The sequence below is a fragment of the Streptomyces sp. NPDC048623 genome, from assembly GCF_040650755.1.
Lineage (GTDB): Bacteria > Actinomycetota > Actinomycetes > Streptomycetales > Streptomycetaceae > Streptomyces.
The window spans coordinates 69803-86915 of sequence record NZ_JBEZHV010000025.1 but is presented as its reverse complement, the minus strand read 5'-3'; the positions used below and the strand labels follow the sequence as shown (position 1 = coordinate 86915).

The 17113-nt window shown below is 73.4% G+C and carries 17 protein-coding genes; 10 read left to right on the top strand and 7 right to left on the bottom strand.

Going from position 1 to position 17113, the window contains the following annotated elements:
- Nucleotides 1–201 precede the first annotated feature (201 nt).
- The gene (locus AB0C73_RS29620) at nucleotides 202–1848 is read right to left on the bottom strand and encodes an MFS transporter (RefSeq protein ID WP_362536138.1); all 1647 of its coding nucleotides are present in this window, start codon (nucleotides 1846–1848) and stop codon (nucleotides 202–204) included.
- Nucleotides 1849–2063: 215 nt separating this feature from the next.
- Between AB0C73_RS29620 and panB the strand changes: the two genes are divergently transcribed.
- From panB to AB0C73_RS29605, 3 genes are all read left to right on the top strand, one after another.
- Nucleotides 2064–2927: a 3-methyl-2-oxobutanoate hydroxymethyltransferase gene (gene panB, locus AB0C73_RS29615; protein WP_362536136.1), complete on the top strand. Its 864-nt coding sequence runs from the start codon at nucleotides 2064–2066 to the stop codon at nucleotides 2925–2927.
- Between the two features lie 114 nt (nucleotides 2928–3041).
- Nucleotides 3042–4055 (top strand): ATP-binding cassette domain-containing protein, encoded by a 1014-nt coding sequence (locus AB0C73_RS29610; RefSeq protein WP_362536134.1) that lies wholly within the window; start codon nucleotides 3042–3044, stop codon nucleotides 4053–4055.
- Nucleotides 4052–4912 carry an ABC transporter permease gene (locus AB0C73_RS29605; RefSeq protein WP_362536133.1) on the top strand — a complete coding sequence of 287 codons (861 nt, stop codon included), beginning with the start codon at nucleotides 4052–4054 and terminating at the stop codon, nucleotides 4910–4912. Before AB0C73_RS29610 ends, AB0C73_RS29605 begins: the two co-directional genes overlap by 4 nt.
- A gap of 52 nt (nucleotides 4913–4964) precedes the next feature.
- On the opposite strand, the gene AB0C73_RS29600 is transcribed toward AB0C73_RS29605, so the two are convergent.
- Nucleotides 4965–8318, bottom strand: a complete 3354-nt coding sequence (locus AB0C73_RS29600) for a BTAD domain-containing putative transcriptional regulator (protein ID WP_362536131.1) — start codon at nucleotides 8316–8318, stop codon at nucleotides 4965–4967.
- Between the two features lie 177 nt (nucleotides 8319–8495).
- On the opposite strand from AB0C73_RS29600, the gene AB0C73_RS29595 reads away from it, so the two are divergent.
- A complete protein-coding gene (locus tag AB0C73_RS29595; protein ID WP_362536129.1) occupies nucleotides 8496–9293 on the top strand; it encodes a site-2 protease family protein in 798 nt (265 codons plus the stop codon).
- Here AB0C73_RS29595 and AB0C73_RS29590 read toward each other — a convergent pair.
- Complete coding sequence (locus tag AB0C73_RS29590; protein ID WP_362536127.1) at nucleotides 9290–9475, bottom strand: hypothetical protein; 186 nt, start codon at nucleotides 9473–9475, stop codon at nucleotides 9290–9292. The two genes, AB0C73_RS29595 and AB0C73_RS29590, sit on opposite strands and share 4 nt — an antisense overlap.
- A gap of 88 nt (nucleotides 9476–9563) precedes the next feature.
- Entirely contained in the window at nucleotides 9564–10277 is a 714-nt protein-coding gene (npdG, locus tag AB0C73_RS29585) for an NADPH-dependent F420 reductase (protein ID WP_362536126.1), read from the bottom strand.
- Between the two features lie 100 nt (nucleotides 10278–10377).
- On the opposite strand from npdG, the gene AB0C73_RS29580 reads away from it, so the two are divergent.
- Complete coding sequence (locus AB0C73_RS29580; RefSeq protein WP_362536124.1) at nucleotides 10378–10983, top strand: hypothetical protein; 606 nt, start codon at nucleotides 10378–10380, stop codon at nucleotides 10981–10983.
- Nucleotides 10984–11093: 110 nt separating this feature from the next.
- Nucleotides 11094–12371: an MFS transporter gene (locus AB0C73_RS29575; RefSeq protein WP_362536122.1), complete on the top strand. Its 1278-nt coding sequence runs from the start codon at nucleotides 11094–11096 to the stop codon at nucleotides 12369–12371.
- On the opposite strand, the gene AB0C73_RS29570 is transcribed toward AB0C73_RS29575, so the two are convergent.
- Together AB0C73_RS29570 and AB0C73_RS29565 are read right to left on the bottom strand one after the other, a co-directional pair.
- Nucleotides 12368–12808 carry a hypothetical protein gene (locus tag AB0C73_RS29570; RefSeq protein WP_362536120.1) on the bottom strand — a complete coding sequence of 147 codons (441 nt, stop codon included), beginning with the start codon at nucleotides 12806–12808 and terminating at the stop codon, nucleotides 12368–12370. The two genes, AB0C73_RS29575 and AB0C73_RS29570, sit on opposite strands and share 4 nt — an antisense overlap.
- The gene (locus tag AB0C73_RS29565; RefSeq protein ID WP_362536118.1) at nucleotides 12798–13283 is read right to left on the bottom strand and encodes a plastocyanin/azurin family copper-binding protein; all 486 of its coding nucleotides are present in this window, start codon (nucleotides 13281–13283) and stop codon (nucleotides 12798–12800) included. Before AB0C73_RS29565 ends, AB0C73_RS29570 begins: the two co-directional genes overlap by 11 nt.
- A 111-nt stretch (nucleotides 13284–13394) precedes the next feature.
- On the opposite strand from AB0C73_RS29565, the gene AB0C73_RS29560 reads away from it, so the two are divergent.
- Nucleotides 13395–13991 (top strand): sigma-70 family RNA polymerase sigma factor, encoded by a 597-nt coding sequence (locus AB0C73_RS29560; RefSeq protein ID WP_362536116.1) that lies wholly within the window; start codon nucleotides 13395–13397, stop codon nucleotides 13989–13991.
- A complete protein-coding gene (locus AB0C73_RS29555) occupies nucleotides 13988–15142 on the top strand; it encodes a hypothetical protein (RefSeq protein WP_362536114.1) in 1155 nt (384 codons plus the stop codon). Before AB0C73_RS29560 ends, AB0C73_RS29555 begins: the two co-directional genes overlap by 4 nt.
- Before the next feature lie 9 nt (nucleotides 15143–15151).
- Here AB0C73_RS29555 and AB0C73_RS29550 read toward each other — a convergent pair whose 3' ends face one another.
- On the bottom strand, nucleotides 15152–15397 hold the full coding sequence (locus AB0C73_RS29550) for a hypothetical protein (protein WP_362536112.1): 246 nt from the start codon (nucleotides 15395–15397) through the stop codon (nucleotides 15152–15154).
- A gap of 57 nt (nucleotides 15398–15454) precedes the next feature.
- On the opposite strand from AB0C73_RS29550, the gene map reads away from it, so the two are divergent.
- Together map and AB0C73_RS29540 are read left to right on the top strand one after the other, a co-directional pair.
- On the top strand, nucleotides 15455–16312 hold the full coding sequence (gene map / locus AB0C73_RS29545; RefSeq protein ID WP_362536111.1) for a type I methionyl aminopeptidase: 858 nt from the start codon (nucleotides 15455–15457) through the stop codon (nucleotides 16310–16312).
- Nucleotides 16313–16446: 134 nt separating this feature from the next.
- Nucleotides 16447–17100, top strand: coding sequence for a biliverdin-producing heme oxygenase (locus AB0C73_RS29540; protein WP_362536109.1), 654 nt, complete (start codon nucleotides 16447–16449; stop codon nucleotides 17098–17100).
- Nucleotides 17101–17113: the final 13 nt, after the last annotated feature.

The window sequence follows — 17113 nt, the reverse complement described above, 5'->3', positions numbered from 1 at the left end:
CCGCCGGGGCATGGGCCGAGCCCGGGTCCGCCGGGGCCGCCAGGCCGGTGCCCGCCAGGCCCGCCGGGGCGCGGCGCGGCGTCCCAGGGGTCGCCTGGCGCGCAGGTGCGCTCGCGTTCGCCGCGTCGGCGTGGGGCGACCGCTGCGACCGCTGCGTCACGTCCGGTTCCGCCTTCCTCATGGGTTCGCCTCCCGGCCTGCCTACCTCGTCACCGATTCTCCCGCTTCCGCGCGGGTGCCGGGGACCGCCGTCGCCGGGGCCTGGCCCTCGGGGGTGCGGCCGGGCAGGAAGAGGGCGACGACGAGCGCGCCGAGGACGGCGACGGCGGCCGAACCGATCGCGGTGACGTGCATCGCGTCGAGGAAGGCGTCGTAGGCCGGGGCGACCAGGTCGCGGCCGGCCGGGCCCAGCTTGCCGGCGACGGCCAGGGTGGCCTCGATGGACTCGCCGGCGGTCTCGCGCAGCCCCGCCGGGACCGCGCCCAGGTGCCCCTCGATCTCGCCCCGGTAGGTGCTGGAGAGCACCGAGCCGAGGACGGCCACGCCGAGCGCGCCGCCGACCTGCCGGAAGGTGTTGTTGATCGCGGAGCCGGAGCCCGCCTTCTCGCGCGGCAGCGACTGCATCACGGCGACGGTGACCGGCGGCATGATGTGCGCCATGCCCGCGCCCTGCAGGAAGAAGACGATCTCCAGGACCCACACGGGCGTGCCGGCCTCGAAGAAGGCGAAGGCGGACAGGCCCACGGCGACGGCGAGCATGCCCACCGTGCAGACGGCCCTGGCGCCGAAGCGCTCCACGACCAGGCGGGCCCGCGGCGCGAACACCATCTGGGCGATGGCGAGCGGCAGGATCAGCAGGCCGGCCTGCAGGGCGCTGTAGCCGCGGACGCTCTGCAGGTAGAACGCGGAGAAGAAGGTCACGCCCATGAGGGCGAAGAAGACGAGCGCGATGGCGGCGACGGCGGCCGAGAACGCGGGCTTGCGGAAGTACGAGACGTCGAGCGCCGGGTGGTCGCTGCGCTTCTCGTACAGCACGAAGCCGGCGAGGACGGCGAGGCCGCCGAGGGCCGGGAGCAGCACGGTGACATCGGTGAAGCTCGCGAGCTCACCGCCGCGGATGATGCCGTACACGAGCAGGACGAGGCCGAGTACGGAGAGCAGCACACCGGGCAGGTCGATACGGCCGGGCTTCGGGTCCTTGGACTCGGGGACGAGCCAGCTCATCAGGGCCAGGGCGAGGAGCACGACGGGCACGTTGACCAGGAAGATCGAGCCCCACCAGAAGTGCTCCAGGAGCACACCGCCGGTGATGGGGCCGACGGCGATGGCGAGACCGACGCTGCCGGCCCAGATGCCGATGGCCTTGGGCTGCTCCTCACGCTCGAAGACGTTCATGAGGACGGCGAGCGTGGCCGGCATGACGAAGGCGGCGCCGAGGCCCATCACGGCCCGGTAGGCGATGAGCTCGCCGGGGCTGGAGGAGAACGCGGCGAGCGCGGAGCCGAGGCCGAAGACGGTGATGCCGAAGAGCAGGATCTTCTTGCGGCCGAGTCGGTCGCCGAGCAGGCCGGAGGTGAAGAGGAGCCCGGCGAAGACGAGCGTGTACGAGTTGATCGCCCACTCGAGCTCGCTCTGGGTGGCACCGATGCCGACCGGGTCGGGGCTGGCGATGGTCTTGACGGCGACGTTGAGGATCGAGTTGTCGAGGACCACGATCAGCAGGCTGAGCATGAGCACGCCGAGGATCGCCCAACGGCGGCGGTGCACGGCCTCGGGAACGCGGTGCGGCGCTCCGGCGGCGCCGGCGGGTCCCGAGGGACCGGCGGAGACAGGGGACGGCTGAGACATGCCGCTCAGCCTAGACCCATTTCGATACGAGACCGTCTCGTATCGAATAAGAAGACGGACTCTTTACGTTGCGGGCGGGTGAAGCGGGGATGTGAACAGCGCCACGCCGGCCCCCACCCCCGCCCGGCTTCCCCGTCCGGCCCGGGAAGTGCCACCATGGATGTGGTCCGGGGACGCCACAGGGCGCCTCGAGATGACAGAAGGAGCCGTTCACCATGACGCTTCAGGCTGCCCAGAAACCGCCCGCCGACAGCAGCAAGGCGCTGTACGGAGGGAAGGGCACCCGCCGCATCACCGTCCACGACATCGCCGCCGCCAAGACCCGCGGCGAGAAGTGGCCCATGCTCACCGCCTACGACGCGATGACCGCCTCCGTCTTCGACGAGGCCGGCATCCCCGTGATCCTCGTCGGCGACTCCATGGGCAACTGCCATCTCGGCTACGACACCACCGTGCCCGTCACGATGGACGAGATGACCCTGCTGTCCGCCGCCGTCGTCCGGGGCACCAAGCGCGCCCTCGTCGTCGCCGACCTCACCTTCGGCTCGTACCAGGAAGGGCCCGTCCAGGCCCTGCGCAACGCCACCCGCCTGGTCAAGGAGGCGGGCGTCGGCGCGATCAAGCTGGAGGGCGGCGAGCGCTCGCTGCCGCAGACCGAGATGCTCGTCCAGGCCGGCATCCCCGTGATGGCCCACCTGGGCCTGACCCCGCAGTCCGTCAACACCATGGGCTACCGGGTGCAGGGCCGCTCCGACGAGGCCGCCCACAAGCTGCTGCACGACGCCAAGGCCGCGCAGGACGCGGGCGCCTTCGCCGTGGTCCTGGAGCTCGTCCCGGCCGAGCTGGCCGCCGAGGTGACCCGCTCCCTGCACATCCCCACCATCGGCATCGGCGCCGGCCCGGGCACCGACGCCCAGGTCCTCGTCTGGACCGACATGGCCGGTCTGACCGGCGGCAAGGTGCCGCGCTTCACCAAGCAGTACGCCAACCTGCGCGAGACCCTCGGCGACGCCGCCAAGGCCTTCGCGGAGGACGTGGCCGGCGGGGCGTTCCCCGCCGAGGAACACACCTTCCACTAGCCACCTCCGGCACCACGAGACAGCCCGCCGACCGTCCCCCGTCGGCGGGCTGTCGACGTCTGTGGGCGGGGCTGTCGGTCGCCTGTCGGTGCGCTGTCGGTGGCGCCCTGTTCCATGGTGGACATGACGCGATCACACACCAACGCCGTCGAGGTCCGGGGCCTCGTGAAGCACTTCGGCGCGACGAAAGCGGTCGACGGGATCGACCTGGACGTCCGCGAGGGCACCGTCCTCGGCGTCCTCGGTCCCAACGGCGCCGGCAAGACCACCCTCGTCCGCTGTCTGTCCACCCTCATCGTCCCGGACGCCGGGACCGCCGTCGTCGCCGGTTACGACGTGGTGCGCCAGCCCCGCCAGCTGCGCCGCACCATCGGCCTCACCGGCCAGTACGCCTCCGTCGACGAGAAGCTGTCCGGCTGGGAGAACCTCTACATGATCGGGCGGCTGCTCGATCTCTCCCGCAAGGACGCCCGCCGCCGCGCCGACGAGATGCTGGAGCGCTTCTCCCTCACCGAGGCCGCCAAGCGCCCCGCGATGAACTACTCCGGCGGCATGCGGCGCCGCCTCGACCTGGCCGCCTCGATGATCGGGCAGCCCTCCGTGCTCTACCTGGACGAGCCCACCACCGGTCTCGACCCGCGCACCCGCAACGAGGTGTGGGACGAGGTGCAGCGGATGGTCGCCGAGGGCGCGACCGTGCTGCTCACCACCCAGTACATGGAGGAGGCGGAGCAGCTCGCGAGCGAGCTGACCGTCATCGACCGCGGCCGGGTCATCGCCAGGGGCGGGGTCGACGAGCTCAAGGCCCGGGTCGGCGGCCGGACCCTCACGGTCCGCCCGACCGACCCGGCCGACCTCACCGCCATGGCGGGGGCGCTGCGCGAGACCGGCCTGGACGGGGTCGCCGGCGCGACCGTCGTCCCCGACGAGGACGCGCTGTACGTACCGATCCTCAGCGACGAGCAACTGACCGCCGTCGTGGGCCTGTTCGCCGCCCGCGGCTATGGCATCGCCCACATCGGCACCCATCTGCCCAGCCTCGACGAGGTGTTCCTCGCCATCACCGGCGAGAAGACGGCCTCCGCATCCGACGCTTCCGACGCGATTCCTCAGGAGGTCGCCGCATGAGCACCACCACCCTGCCCGAGTCCACCGCCGGCACCCGAGGCCCCGCGCCCGCCCGGCGGGCCGCGGACGACCGCACCGACGGCCGGATCGGCCTGCGCGCCAACCTGCGCCACATCGGCGCCCTGGCCCGGCGCAACGCGCTGCAGATCAAGCAGGACCCGGAGTCGATGTTCGACGCCGTCCTGATGCCGGTCATCTTCATCCTGCTGTTCACCTACGTCTTCGGCGGCGCCGTGGCCGGCAAGGGCAACCAGCAGGTGTACGTGAACTACCTGGTGCCCGGCCTGATGGCCATGATGGGCATGAACATCGCGATGGCCGTCGGCACCGGCATCAACGACGACTTCAAGAAGGGCGTCATGGACCGGTTCCGGACCATGCCGATCGCCCGTTCCTCGGTGCTCATCGCGAAGATCGTCGTCGAGGTCGGCCGCATGCTGGTGGCCACCGCGATCCTGCTCGGCATGGGATTCCTGCTCGGCCTGGAGATCCACACCTCGGTGTTCCATCTCCTCGCCGCGATCGGTCTGTCGATGGTCTTCGGCGCCGCGCTGATGTGGATCTTCATCCTGCTCGGTCTCACCATGAAGACGGCCCAGGCCGTCCAGGGCATGGCCATGCTGGTCCTGATGCCGCTGCAGTTCGGCTCGTCGATCTTCACCCCGCCGACCACGATGCCCGGCTGGCTGCAGTCCTTCACCGAGTACAACCCGCTGTCCAACCTCGCCGACGCCGCCCGCAACCTGATCAACGGCGGCCCGGTCGCCCACGCGGTGTGGATGACGCTGGCCTGGGCGGTCGGCATCACGCTCGTCACGGCGCCGCTCGCGGTCGCCAAGTTCCGCAAGAAGACCTGACCCGCCGACGCGGGGGAATCCCCTTCGGGGGAACGGAAGGACTCGGCGCGCCTCAGATCGCGTCGGCGCGTTCGAGCAGGGCGGCGGCCTCCCCGAGGGAGAGGCCGCCGCCCTCGGCGTACGCGGCCTCGAAGGCGGCGTCGTCGGCGAGCGCGGCCCGGGTGAGCGCGGTGGCCCGGGCCAGGTTCTCCCGCTCCATGGGCGGCGGCCGATGGGCGGGCGGGAGCGCCGACTCGTACGCCCCGAGCAGCACGGCGGCGAGGCGGGCCGACGGGCCGCCTCGACCGGTGAGTCCGCCGAGACCGGCGAGACCGGCGAGACCGGCGAGCGCCCAGGCGGCGGTGATCAGGTGGGCCGCCGGCATCTGCGGGGCCACCATCATCGAGAGTGCGCCACGGGAGTGCTCGAACGCGCGCCGGGCGTACGCGAACGCGGTGGCGTGGTCCTCGTCGAGGTTGTGCACCCAGCCCAGGGCGCCGAGCGTGAAGCCCTCGAAGATGGAGAGGGTGTCCGAGTGGAACTCGTCGAGCAGCCGGTGCAGATGGACCCGGGCCTCGGCCGTGCGGCCGGTCCGGCCGAGCAGCCCCGCGAGGAAGATCCGGGCCGCGAGCATCGGCTCGTGCCCGCGCCCGTGCTCGCCCTCGACGACCTCGCGCAGGATCCGCTCGGCCTCCTCCCGGCGGCCCGTCTCGAACAGCATGTCGGCGTAGCGGGCGCGGAGCAGCGCCATCTGGGACTGGGCGCCGATCCGCCGCGCATAGTCGATGGCGGCCTTGTAGTCCTCGGCGGCGCCCTCGAACTCAAGACGTTGCTCACGGGCCTCGCCGCGCGAGGACAGCGCCTCGGCCGCGCCCCAGGCGTCGTCGAGCCGTACGAAGATCCGCAGGCTCTCCTCGGCGTCGGCGGCCGCCCGCTCGGCCAGGTCGGCGCGGTTGGCGAGCATGTTGGCGCGCAGCTGGAGGGCGTTGCCGAGCTCCCACTCGTAGCCGTAGCGGCGGCAGGCGTCCACATGCGCGTCCAGGGCCTGGCCCATGCGTCCCGGGTCGGCGATGAGGAGGACAGCGAAGACGCTGAAGGAGCCGGGCAGCCGGCAGGTCTGCGGGAGGCCCAGCGGATAGTGCGCGTCGATCACCCGCAGCCGCGCGACGCCCTCGGGGGTCGTCCACCGCCCCGTCTGGTGGTCCATGTTCAGCAGCTCGATCAGCCGCACCCCGCGCCTGGCCTCCCACAACTGCTCCTCGCCCAGCGGCGGGACGGCGGTGACCGGCTCGTACAGCGGCACGACGGGCGCGGCGTCCGGCCCGAACGGATCGGGCCCGAGCGCGGCGACGGACTCGGCCCAGTGCAGCGCGTCGGCCCTGAGGTCGCGCATGTTCCAGTACCAGAGCAACGCGTGTACGAGCACCAGGCCTTCGTGCTCGTCCCGCGCAGCGACGGCCCGCCGCAGCGCGGTCCGCAGATTCCCGTACTCGACGGTGAAGCGTGCGATCGCCGCCACCTGGCGCCCGGTGCGCAGCTCGGGGTCGGTGAGCCGGGCGAGCTCGCGGTAGTACGTGAGGTGCCGCCGCTCGGTGGCGCCCCGGTCCCCGTCCGCCTCGTCGAGCCGCTCGGCGGCGTACTCGGCGACGGTCTCCAGGAGGCGGTAGCGCATACCGGCGTCGGTGGGGGTGGCGACGACGAGGGACTTGTCGACGAGGGAACCGAGGACGTCGAGGACGTCGGGGACGTCGGGGACGTCGGCGGGGCCGGCGCTCTCCGGTTCCGCGCAGACCGCCTCCGCCGCCTCCAGGTCGCAGCCGCCCGTGAACACCGACAGGCGGCGCAGGACCGCACGTTCCGGCTCGTCCAGGAGGTCCCAGGACCAGTCGACGACCGCGCGCAGCGTCTGCTGGCGGGGCAGGAGGGTACGGGCGCCCGAGGTCAGGAGACGGAAACGGTCGTCGAGGCGGTCGGCGATCTGGCGCGGGGTGAGCATACGCAGGCGGGCCGCGGCCAGTTCGATCGCGAGCGGCAGACCGTCCAGACGGCGCACGATCTCCGCGGCCGCCTCCCGGTCCTGGCCCTCGTCGACCGAGAAGCCCGGGCGGGCCGCCGCGCCCCGCTCGGCGAAGAGCCGCAGCGCGGTCGCCTCCGGCAGCGGGCCCACCGGGCGCAGCACCTCCCCCGGGACGCCAAGGGGCTCACGGCTGGTCGCGAGGACCGTCACGCCCGGACAGCGGGCGAGCAGCTCGGCCGTCAGTCTTGCCGCCGCGCCCACGACGTGTTCGCAGTTGTCGAGGAGGAGCAGCATGCGGCGGCCCGCGCACTGCTCGACGAGACGGTCGGCCGGGTCCTCGCCGAAGCGCAGTTCTTCGGCGCCCGCGCCGCGCAGGACGGTCTCACGGCCGCCGAGCGCGCCGAGGACGGCCTCGGTGACGGCCTCCGGGTCGGTGACGGGGGCGAGTTCGGCGAGCCAGACGCCGTCGGGCCAGCTGCCGCCCGCGCCCGCGTGTCCGGCGGCTCGCTCCGCGGCCTCCTGGGAGAGGCGGGTCTTCCCCGCGCCGCCGGGCCCGAGGAGGGTGACGAGCCGGGCGGTGCGCAGGGCGTCCTGGAGGGCGGAGATGTCGTCCTCGCGGCCGACGAAACTGGTGAGCCGGGCCCGCAGGTTGCCCGCGAGGGGTGCGGACCCCACCGGCTCGGGCGCGGGCTCCGCCAGCAACGCCGCGTGCAGGGACCGGAGTTCGGGCGACGGGTCCGTGCCGAGGCGGTCGGCGAGCTCACGCCGTACCTCCTCGTACGCGGCGAGCGCCTCGGACGGGCGGCCGGCATCGCGCAGCGCGCGGATCCGCAGTGCCTGCAGCGGCTCGTCCAGCGGGTGTTCCGCGCACAGCGCGGCCAGTTCGGGCAATACTCCGGCCGCCTCGCCGAGCGCGAGCGCCGCGCCGAGCCCGGCCCGGCGGGCGTCCAGGCGGCGGGCCTCCCAGCGGGCCGCCTCGGCCGCCCGGTCGGGCAGGTCGGCGAGCGCCGGGCCCTTCCACAGGGCCAGCGCCTCGTCGAGCAGAGCGGCGGCGCGTTCGGGCCGGCCCGCGTCCAGCTCCCGTACGCCCTCGGCGGCGAGCCGGGCGAAACGGTGCGCGTCCACGTCGTCCGGCTCGGCCACGAGCCGGTAACCGCCCTCGGTGGACTCCACCCGCTCGTGCCCGAGCGCCTTGCGCAGCCGCCCCACCAGCGCCTGGAGCGCGGCCACCGCGTCGGCCGGGGGTTCCGCTCCCGCGCCCCAGACCTCGTCCACGAGCACACCCACGGGCACCGCGCGCCCGGCCCGCACCGCGAGCACGGTGAGCAGCGCCCGCACCCGGGGGCCGCCGACGGCGACGGTTCCTTCTGCCGTATGAGCCCGCGTGGGCCCGAGGACGCAATAACGCACGCCCCCCATTCTCCGGGGTCGGGCGGGAAACCGGGGACGGGCCTGAGCAGGCGGGCCGGGGGGACGGCCTTGGGCAGGCCGGGCCCCGGGGGCGGAACCACGCCGGGGGCCCGGTACGTTTCCCGCACACGGCGCGGCGTGCGCCGTGCCACGTCACCAGCCACGGGGAGCACAGGCATGTCCACGACCACCCATCGCCACGACGAACGGCGGATCAGTCCCGTCTTCCTGGCGATCCTCGCGGTCATGGCCGTCACCGGCTGGGCCGTGTGGACGGACTTCGCCGCCTCCCCCGGCCTCGCGGTGTTCCTCTTCGTCGCCTCGGCGTGGATCGTCTCGCTCTGTCTCCACGAGTACGCGCACGCCCGCACCGCCCTGCACGGCGGCGACATCACCGTGGGCGCCCGCGGTTATCTGACGCTCAACCCGATGGCGTACACGCACGCCGTCCTGAGCATCGTGCTGCCCGTGCTCTTCGTGATCCTGGGCGGCATCGGTCTGCCCGGCGGCGCCGTCTTCATCGACCGCGGCCGGGTGCACGGGCGCTGGAAGCACAGCCTGATCTCGGCGGCGGGGCCGCTGGCGAACGTCCTGTTCGCCGCCGTCTGCACCGCGCCGTTCTGGCTGGACGCGCTCGACGGGGTGCCGGTCACCTTCCAGTACGCGCTCGCGTTCCTGGCGTTCCTCCAGGTCACGGCCGCGATCCTGAACCTGCTTCCGGTGCCGGGCCTGGACGGGTACGGGGTGGTGGAGCCCTGGCTCTCGTACAACATCAGGCGGCAGGTCGAGCCGTTCGCGGCGTACGGCTTCTTCATCGTGATCGGGCTGCTGTGGATCCCGCCCGTCAACATCGCGTTCTTCGACGTGATCGACGCGATCATGACGGCGCTCGGGGTGCCGGAGTCGTCGCACGCGTGCGGCTTCGACCTGTTCCGCTTCTGGCAGGAGACCCCGGAGTTCTGCCAGGCCAGCTAGGACTGGGGCTGCTCCGCGGTGGTGGCGCGGGCGCGCTTGACGTAGAACCACGCCATGTTCGAGGAGAGGCCGGCGAGCAGCACCCACACGATGCCGATCAGGTTCCCCTGGACGAAGGAGAACACGGCCGCGGCGACGGCGAGCGCGCAGACGGCCAGGGAGTAGAGGGCGAGACGGGGCATGGGGGTCGGCTCCTGTCCGGGTACGGCGATGGTGCCCGTCCAGTGTCCCCCATGCCCCGATCCGCGACGGGACCGGCTCGGACGCCGGTCAGACGTCGGTGACGCGCAGGCCCGCGTGGGCCTTGTAGCGGCGGTTGACCGAGATCAGGTTGGCGACGAGCGACTCGACCTGGTGGGCGTTGCGCAGCCGGCCCGCGAAGACACCACGCATGCCGGGGATGCGGCCGGCGAGCGCCTGGACGAGCTCGACGTCGGCGCGGACCTCGCCGAGGACCATCACGTCGGTGTCGATCTCGTCGATCGAGGCGTCCTGGAGGAGCACCGCCGACAGGTGGTGGAAGGCGGCGGTGACCCGGGAGTCCGGCAGCAGCGCGGCGGCCTGCTCGGCGGCCGAGCCCTCCTCGGGCTTGAGGGCGTAGGCGCCCTTCTTGTCGAAGCCGAGCGGGTTCACGCAGTCGACGACGAGCTTGCCGGCGAGTTCGTCGCGCAGCGACTCCAGGGTCTTGGCGTGCCCGTCCCACGGCACGGCGACGATCACGATGTCGCTGCGGCGGGCGCAGGCGGCGTTGTCGGCGCCCTCGACGCCGAGCCCGAGCTCGGTGGCCGCGGCCTCGGCGCGCTCGGCGGCGCGCGAGCCGATGATCACCTTCTGTCCGGCCTTGGCGAGCCGGTACGCGAGGCCGCGGCCCTGGTCGCCGGTGCCGCCGAGGACGCCGACGACGAGGCCGGAGACGTCGGGCAGGTCCCAGGGGTCCTTCGGGGCGGCGGCGCTTGCGGCGGTGTGGGAAGAGGGAGAAGTCATGGCCCGAGATTACTGGCCGGTCGGGTACCGGGGACCCGTCCGGGTGAGGCTCGTGCGAACGCCCGCGCGGGGCGGGGCGGCTCGGGCACCATCCGGGGCCATGGACGCCGTACGTGTCGCGCTGCTGCGCGAAGTGCTCGCCGGGACCGAGTGGCCGGGCGCGGCCCGCCGCTTCGCGGGTTCCCTCCGCTCCTCCGTCGTCTCGCACGGCGGCGGGCTGCTGCTCGTCGGCACGCGGGAGTACGAGCCGTGGCACCTGGCCGCGCACCTGGTCGACGAGGCCGCCTGGTCGGGCCGCCCCGAGCTGTCCCCGACCCTGGTCCGCCACCGGGCCCGCCCGGGCGACCCGGCCCACCTGGCGGTCGGCCTCGGCCGCATCGAGTCGGCGGGCCGCGGCGCGACCCTCCTGATGGTGGCTCCGTCCCGCCCCGACGAGGGCCTCCTCGAACGCGTCCACGACGCGCGCCGCGCGGGCGCGACGGTGCTCTCCCTGGACGGCGGCGCCACGGAGCTCCTCGGCCTCGCCCACGAGACCCTGACCGTCCCGCCGGACGCGGGCGTCGACCTGGACACGGTCCAGCACCTGGTCAGCGCCGCCACCGGCGAGAACTGCCTCCCCCCGACCCCCCGCGGCCCCCTGACCTTCCGCGACCGCCTCACCCGCCTGGCGGACCGCCTGACGGCACCACCGCCGGGACGGTGGTAGGGGGCGGGGGCGGGGACCTGCGGCGCCGAGGGCGCGGCGCGGCCGGAAACCCCCGCCCCCGCCCGTAAATCACTTGCCCCGTCCACCGCCCCCGCCGAGCATGGCCCCTCGTGAAACGCCTCGCCCGTCTCCTCCCCGACCTCGCGCCCTGGCGCTCCTCCCGCGACTTCCGGCTGCTGTGGGTGCAGGGCGGGGTGACCGTGTTCGCGTCGTTCATGGCGCTGGTCGCGCTGCCGTTGCAGATCAAGGAGCTGACCGGGTCGCCGTTCGCCGTCGGGGCGATGGGGCTCGTGGAGCTCGTGCCGTTGGTGGTGTTCGGGCTGTACGGCGGGGCGCTCGCCGACGCCATGGACCGGCGGAAGGTGATCCTGGCGACCGAGGCGGGGCTCGGGCTGCTCGCGCTGGTGCTGCTGCTCAACGCGCTGCTGCCGGAGCCGATGCTGTGGCCGCTCTACGCCGTCGCCGCCGGGGTGTCCGCGCTGACCGGGCTGCAGCGGCCTGCGCTCGACTCGCTGCTCGCCCGGATCGTGCCGCACGCGCAGCAGACCGCGGCGGCCGCGCTGAACTCGCTGCGCTGGCAGGTCGGATCCATCGCGGGGCCCTCGCTCGCGGGCGTCGTCGTGGCGTACGCGGGGCACGCCGCCGCGTACGCCGTGACCGTCGCGGGCTACGCGGTGTCCGTGGCCCTGTGCCGGTGGCTGTCGCCCGCGCCGGCCGCGCACGACGCCGACCGCCCGTCCCTGCGCGGGATCGCGGAGGGCGCGCGGTACGCGTGGTCGCGGCCGGTGCTGCTCGGCACCTACGCCGTCGACCTGGCGGCGATGCTGTTCGCCTTCCCGAACGCGATCTTCCCCTTCCTCGCCGACGAGCTCCACGCCGACTGGTCCCTCGGCCTGATGTACGCCGCCGGCTCCGTCGGCTCGCTCCTCCTCGGGCTGACCAGCGGCTGGACCTCGAAGGTGCGGCGGCACGGCGTCCTGGTGGTGGCCGGGGCGGCCGGCTGGGGCGCGGCCATCGCGGCGGCGGGATGGTTCGGGAACGTGTGGGCGGTGCTGGTCTGCCTCGCGTTCGCGGGCGCCGGCGACATGCTGAGCGGACTCGGCCGCGCCACCATCTGGAACCAGACCATCCCGGAGGAGCTGCGCGGCCGGCTCGCGGGCATCGAGGTCCTCTCGTACAGCGTCGGCCCGCAGCTGGGCCAGGTCCGCGCGGGCACGATGGCCGGCTGGACCGGCACACGTCCGGCGTTCTGGTCGGGCGGCATCGCGTGCGTCGCGTCGGTGGGGCTGCTCTGCCTGGCGCTGCCGAAGCTGCTCTCGTACGACGCCGAGACGGACGAGGACGCGCTGGCCAGGAAGGCGCAGCAGGAGGCCGAGATGGCGGCCTAGCGCTGTGGTTGCTGTGGTTGCTGTGGATCCCGTGGGTGGTGGCGGTGGCTGAGGGCGGAGACCGCCAGGGTGGTCAGGACGAGCACGCCCGCCGTCTCGACCACGACCGTCGGCCGGACCAGCTCCGCGTCCGCCGACTCCGTGAAGCCGAACAGACCCGTGGTGAGGCTCAGGAACAGCGCCCCGAGGGTGCCGGCCGTGAACAGCGCGGTGGCGGTGGCGACCAGGCCGAGCCAGCGGTACGGGGTCACGAGGACGGCCAGGGCGAGTACGCAGCCGAGGACGCCGTTCAGCAGGAACAGACCGCCGATGGTGGCCAGGTCGCGGTAGCCGTCGGCCCACAGGGAGAGATGGATCGCGCCCATCGCCGCCGTCAGGCCCGCGCCGGCGATCCGCAGCACGAGCACGGCGACGCGCCGGGTCCGGTCAGTAACCATTGCCGGGGGAGGTCGGGGTCGTCGGGGTGCTCGGCGTGGTCGGGGTGCTCGGGGTGTTGACCGGGGCGCCGGCCACCGTGATCTCGGTCTTCATGCCCTGGTCCTTGTGTCCGTCGACCGGGCAGTAGACCTCGTACGTGCCGTCCTTCAGGGTCACCGTGAGGGTGGTCGACTCGCCCGGGGCGACGGTGCTGGAACGGTTCTCGCCGCCCGGCCCCTCGACCACCAGGGCGTGGTCGTGCTGCCCGGTGTTCGTCGCGACGAAGGCGTACGTGCCGGGCTCGAAGCTCTGCTGGGACAGCGTGATCCTGAAGTCGGCCAGGTCCGTGGCCACCCGGGTCGCGCCCGCGGGCGGCGGGGTGGTGGTGCCGCTGTTCGAGCCACCGTCGCCGTCACTGCCTCCGCAGGCGGCGAGGAGGCCGGCGAGGCCCGCGGCCGACAGGGCGAGCACTGCGCGCTTTCGTGGTGCCGTCATCGTTCGGTCCTCCAATCCCCCACAGGAGGTACGGCCCGGGGCCGTGCCGGGATTGCGGGGGCGGGCGGACACGGGCGGACAATGGGACAGGGTCCGGCCATCCTTTCTCGGATGTCGGACGTATCCACGGGTGTGGGACGCATGGGCCTTCCGCTGGAGCGGGTTCCCGACGAGGCACTGCTCTCCGGTCTCGCCACCGGCGATCCGGAGATCGCGGTGGCCTTCGTGCGCCGTTTCCAGCGCTCCGTCTTCGGGGTCGCCGTCGCCGTCGTCGGGGATCCGCGGCTCGCGGAGGACGTGGCCCAGCAGACCTTCGAGCGGGCGTGGCGGCACGCCCAGGTGTACGACGGGCGGCGCGGTTCCGTACGGACCTGGCTGACCGCCATCGCGCACAACCTGGCGATCGACGCCGTACGGGCGCGGCGCACGACCCCGGTGGCCCCTGAGGACCTGGAGACGCTGGTCGGGATCGTGACGGAGACCCCGGAACGGCGCGCGCTCGCCGACGACGCGGCCGAGCGGGTCCGGCGGGCGGTGGCGGCACTGCCCCGGGAGCAGGCGCGGGCGCTGGTCATGGCGGGGATCTACGGGATGACGGCGCGGGAGGTCGCCGCCTTCGAGGGCATACCGCTCGGCACGGCCAAGACCCGGATCCGGGCGGGGACGATCAAGGTGCGGGCGCTCCTGGAGAGCGAGGAGACGCGGTGAGCGGCGTGGGTGGCGCGGGCATGGACTGCGAGCGGCTGCGCGAGGCGGGCGCCGAGCTGGCGCTCGGGATCCTCCCGGCCCGCGAGCGGGCCGAGGCGGTGGCCCATCTGGACCGCTGCCCGGACTGCCGGGCGTACGTGGAGCGCCTGACGGCGGTCGGGGACGGGCTGCTCGGGCTGCTACCGGGGGCGGAGCCGCCGGTGGGTTTCGAGACCCGGGTGGTACGGGCGATGCCCCCCGCGCCCGAGGCTTCCGCGTCCCGCTCTTCCGCGCCCGAGACTTCCGCGTCCCGCTCTTCCGCGCCCGAGGCCCAGGCCGCACCCGGGCAGCCGGCCGCGCCGAGGTCCCGGATCCGCCGGTCCTGGATCCGCCGGTCCTGGATCCGCCGGTCCTGGGCACCCCGCCCCGGGGAGCAGCGGGCCGGGGAGCACCGGCCCGAGGACCGCCATCCCCAGGAGTACCGGTCCGAGGACCGCCGGGCCGAGGACCGCCGGGCCAGGGAGCGACGGGCCGGGGAGTACCAGGCCGAGGACCGCTGGGCCGGGGAGCACCGATCCAAGGACCGCCAGGCCGGAGACCGCCAGGCCGAGAACCGCGGGGCCGAGGACCGGCCGCCCAGGGACCCCAGATCCCACGCTCACCCGCCCCACACTCGCCCCTCCCCGGCTCACCCGTCCCGGATGCGCCGCTTCCGGCTCGCCGTCGGCGGCGTGGTCGCGGCCCTGGTCTTCGGGTTCGGCGGTTGGGCGGTCGGCACCGTGGTGGAGGGGGCGCCACCGGCGCCCCGGGTGGTGACCCCGGCGCCGCACGTGCTGGAGGCGGCTCTGCTCTCCGCCGGTGGCAGCCCCGTCGGCCGGATCTACGCGCACCCGGCGGACGCCACGGACGCCACCGGCGGGAAGGGCTGGGTGTACATGTCGGTCGACCTCGGCGACCGGACGGCCGACGGCCCGGTGCGGTGTCTCCTGGTCCGGGCCGACGGCTCCGCCGTACCGCTCGGCTCGTTCCCCGTAAGGGCCGGTTACGGCTACTGGGGCGCCCCGACCCCCGTGGACCCCGGCACCCTGAGCGGCGCCCGCCTGGTGGCCGCGGACGGCACGGTCCTGGCGACGGCCCACTTCGCCGGAGCGGGCGGGGCCGCCACCCGGTGAGCCGTCGCCCTAGGGGGTGTCACTCTCGGCGCCGTCGGCACCGCCCTTCGACCGTTCGTGCCAGCGCGGGTCGGTGTCCCACTCCAGGTTCCGCTCGCGGGCGGTCTCCATCGCGTGGGCGGCCTCCTCGGGAGAGGCGTAGGGGCCGAAGCGGTTCTTGGCCGGGCACTCCGGGCCCTCTTCGACCTTCTTGTGCTCCAGGCAGTAGTACCACTCGCCCGGCTTTCCGGCCGTACGCTTCTTGAACAGGGCCATCTGGGCTCCTTCCTCCGTCACCATGCTGCCCCAGACGCGGTCGTTAGACTCGCTGACATGTCTGGCCAGTCGCTTCTCGTACCGGGGGAGCTGTCCCCCCACCGTTCCGTTCCGGGGTCCATCCGTCGCCCCGAGTACGTCGGAAAGCCCGCCCCCACTCCGTACTCCGGCCCGGAGGTGCAGGACGCCGAGACCGTCGAGCGGATGCGCATCGCCGGCCGCATCGCCGCGCAGGCGATGGAGGAGGCCGCCAAGCACATCGCGCCCGGTGTGACCACGGACGAGCTGGACCGGGTCGCGCACGAGTACATGTGCGACCACGGCGCCTACCCGTCCACGCTCGGCTACCGCGGCTTCCCGAAGTCGCTGTGCGCGTCGGTCAACGAGGTCATCTGCCACGGAATCCCCGACTCCACCGTCCTGAAGGACGGCGACATCGTGAACCTGGACGTGACCGCGTACATCGGCGGTGTCCACGGCGACAACAACGCGACCTATCTGTGCGGCGACGTGGACGAGGAGTCCCGGCTGCTCGTCGAACGCACGCGCGAGGCGCTGAACCGGGCGATCAAGGCGGTCAGGCCGGGCCGCCAGGTCAACATCATCGGGCGGGTCATCGAGTCGTACGCCAAGCGCTTCGGCTACGGCGTCGTCCGGGACTTCACGGGGCACGGCATCAACTCGTCCTTCCACTCCGGACTGATCATTCCGCACTACGACTCGCCGCACCACACGACGGTGATCCAGCCGGGGATGACCTTCACGATCGAGCCGATGCTGACGCTCGGCACGCACGAGTACGACATGTGGGACGACGGCTGGACCGTGGTGACCAAGGACCGGAAGCGGACGGCGCAGTTCGAGCACACCCTGGTGGTGACGGAGACCGGGACGGACATTCTTACGTTGCCCTGACCCGTCCGAGGGGTAGCGTTTTTACCGACAGGACGTCGGGAACCGGTTCGGCCGGCAGGTTGACCGGCCTGCCGGCCGAACCGGTTCCCGCCCCCTGCGGTCACCCCACGGCCCGACGGTCCCGGAGGCACGCCTTGACCACGCCCTTCTCGACGCTCATCCGCACCGCCTCGCACGAGCAGCACACGGAGGCGGAGACGTCGACGTTCATGAGCGACCTCCTCGGCGGGCGCCTGGCCGTCGACGCGTACGCGCGCTACACGGAGCAGCTGTGGTTCGTGTACCGGGCGCTTGAGGACGGCGCGGAGGCGCTGCGGACCGATCCGGTGGCCGGGCCGTTCATACAGGCCGAACTGTTCCGCACGGCCGCCCTGGAGCAGGACCTCGCGCATCTGCGGGGCCCGGACTGGCGGGCGGGGCTCTCGGCGCTTCCGGCCACCGAGGCGTACGCGGCGCGGGTCGCCGAGTGCGCCCGCGACTGGCCCGCGGGCTACGTGGCGCACCACTACACGCGGTATCTGGGCGATCTGTCGGGCGGTCAGATCATCCGCGACAGGGCGGAGCGCACCTGGGGCTTCGCACGCAAGGGCGACGGCGTGCGTTTCTACGTCTTCGAGGGCATCGCCAACCCGGCGGCGTTCAAGCGGGGTTACCGGGAGCTGCTCGACGCGGTGGACGCGGACGACCTGGAGAAGCAGCGGATCGTGGACGAGTGCAAGCGGGCCTTCGACTTCAACGGCGCGGTGTTCCGGGAGCTGGCGGGCGAGTTCCCGCTCAGCGCGGCCTGAGGCCTGGACCCGC

What these genes read in the sequence shown, in the direction of transcription:
- AB0C73_RS29620 (WP_362536138.1), bottom strand. Translation starts at nt 1,848, where the DNA reads ATGTCTCAGCCGTCCCCTGTCTCCGCCGGTCCCTCGGGACCCGCCGGC.
- panB (WP_362536136.1), top strand. Translation starts at nt 2,064, where the DNA reads ATGACGCTTCAGGCTGCCCAGAAACCGCCCGCCGACAGCAGCAAGGCG.
- AB0C73_RS29610 (WP_362536134.1), top strand. Translation starts at nt 3,042, where the DNA reads ATGGTGGACATGACGCGATCACACACCAACGCCGTCGAGGTCCGGGGC.
- AB0C73_RS29605 (WP_362536133.1), top strand. Translation starts at nt 4,052, where the DNA reads ATGAGCACCACCACCCTGCCCGAGTCCACCGCCGGCACCCGAGGCCCC.
- AB0C73_RS29595 (WP_362536129.1), top strand. Translation starts at nt 8,496, where the DNA reads ATGTCCACGACCACCCATCGCCACGACGAACGGCGGATCAGTCCCGTC.
- AB0C73_RS29590 (WP_362536127.1), bottom strand. Translation starts at nt 9,475, where the DNA reads ATGCCCCGTCTCGCCCTCTACTCCCTGGCCGTCTGCGCGCTCGCCGTC.
- npdG (WP_362536126.1), bottom strand. Translation starts at nt 10,277, where the DNA reads ATGACTTCTCCCTCTTCCCACACCGCCGCAAGCGCCGCCGCCCCGAAG.
- AB0C73_RS29580 (WP_362536124.1), top strand. Translation starts at nt 10,378, where the DNA reads ATGGACGCCGTACGTGTCGCGCTGCTGCGCGAAGTGCTCGCCGGGACC.
- AB0C73_RS29570 (WP_362536120.1), bottom strand. Translation starts at nt 12,808, where the DNA reads ATGGTTACTGACCGGACCCGGCGCGTCGCCGTGCTCGTGCTGCGGATC.
- AB0C73_RS29565 (WP_362536118.1), bottom strand. Translation starts at nt 13,283, where the DNA reads ATGACGGCACCACGAAAGCGCGCAGTGCTCGCCCTGTCGGCCGCGGGC.
- AB0C73_RS29560 (WP_362536116.1), top strand. Translation starts at nt 13,395, where the DNA reads ATGTCGGACGTATCCACGGGTGTGGGACGCATGGGCCTTCCGCTGGAG.
- AB0C73_RS29550 (WP_362536112.1), bottom strand. Translation starts at nt 15,397, where the DNA reads ATGGCCCTGTTCAAGAAGCGTACGGCCGGAAAGCCGGGCGAGTGGTAC.
- map (WP_362536111.1), top strand. Translation starts at nt 15,455, where the DNA reads ATGTCTGGCCAGTCGCTTCTCGTACCGGGGGAGCTGTCCCCCCACCGT.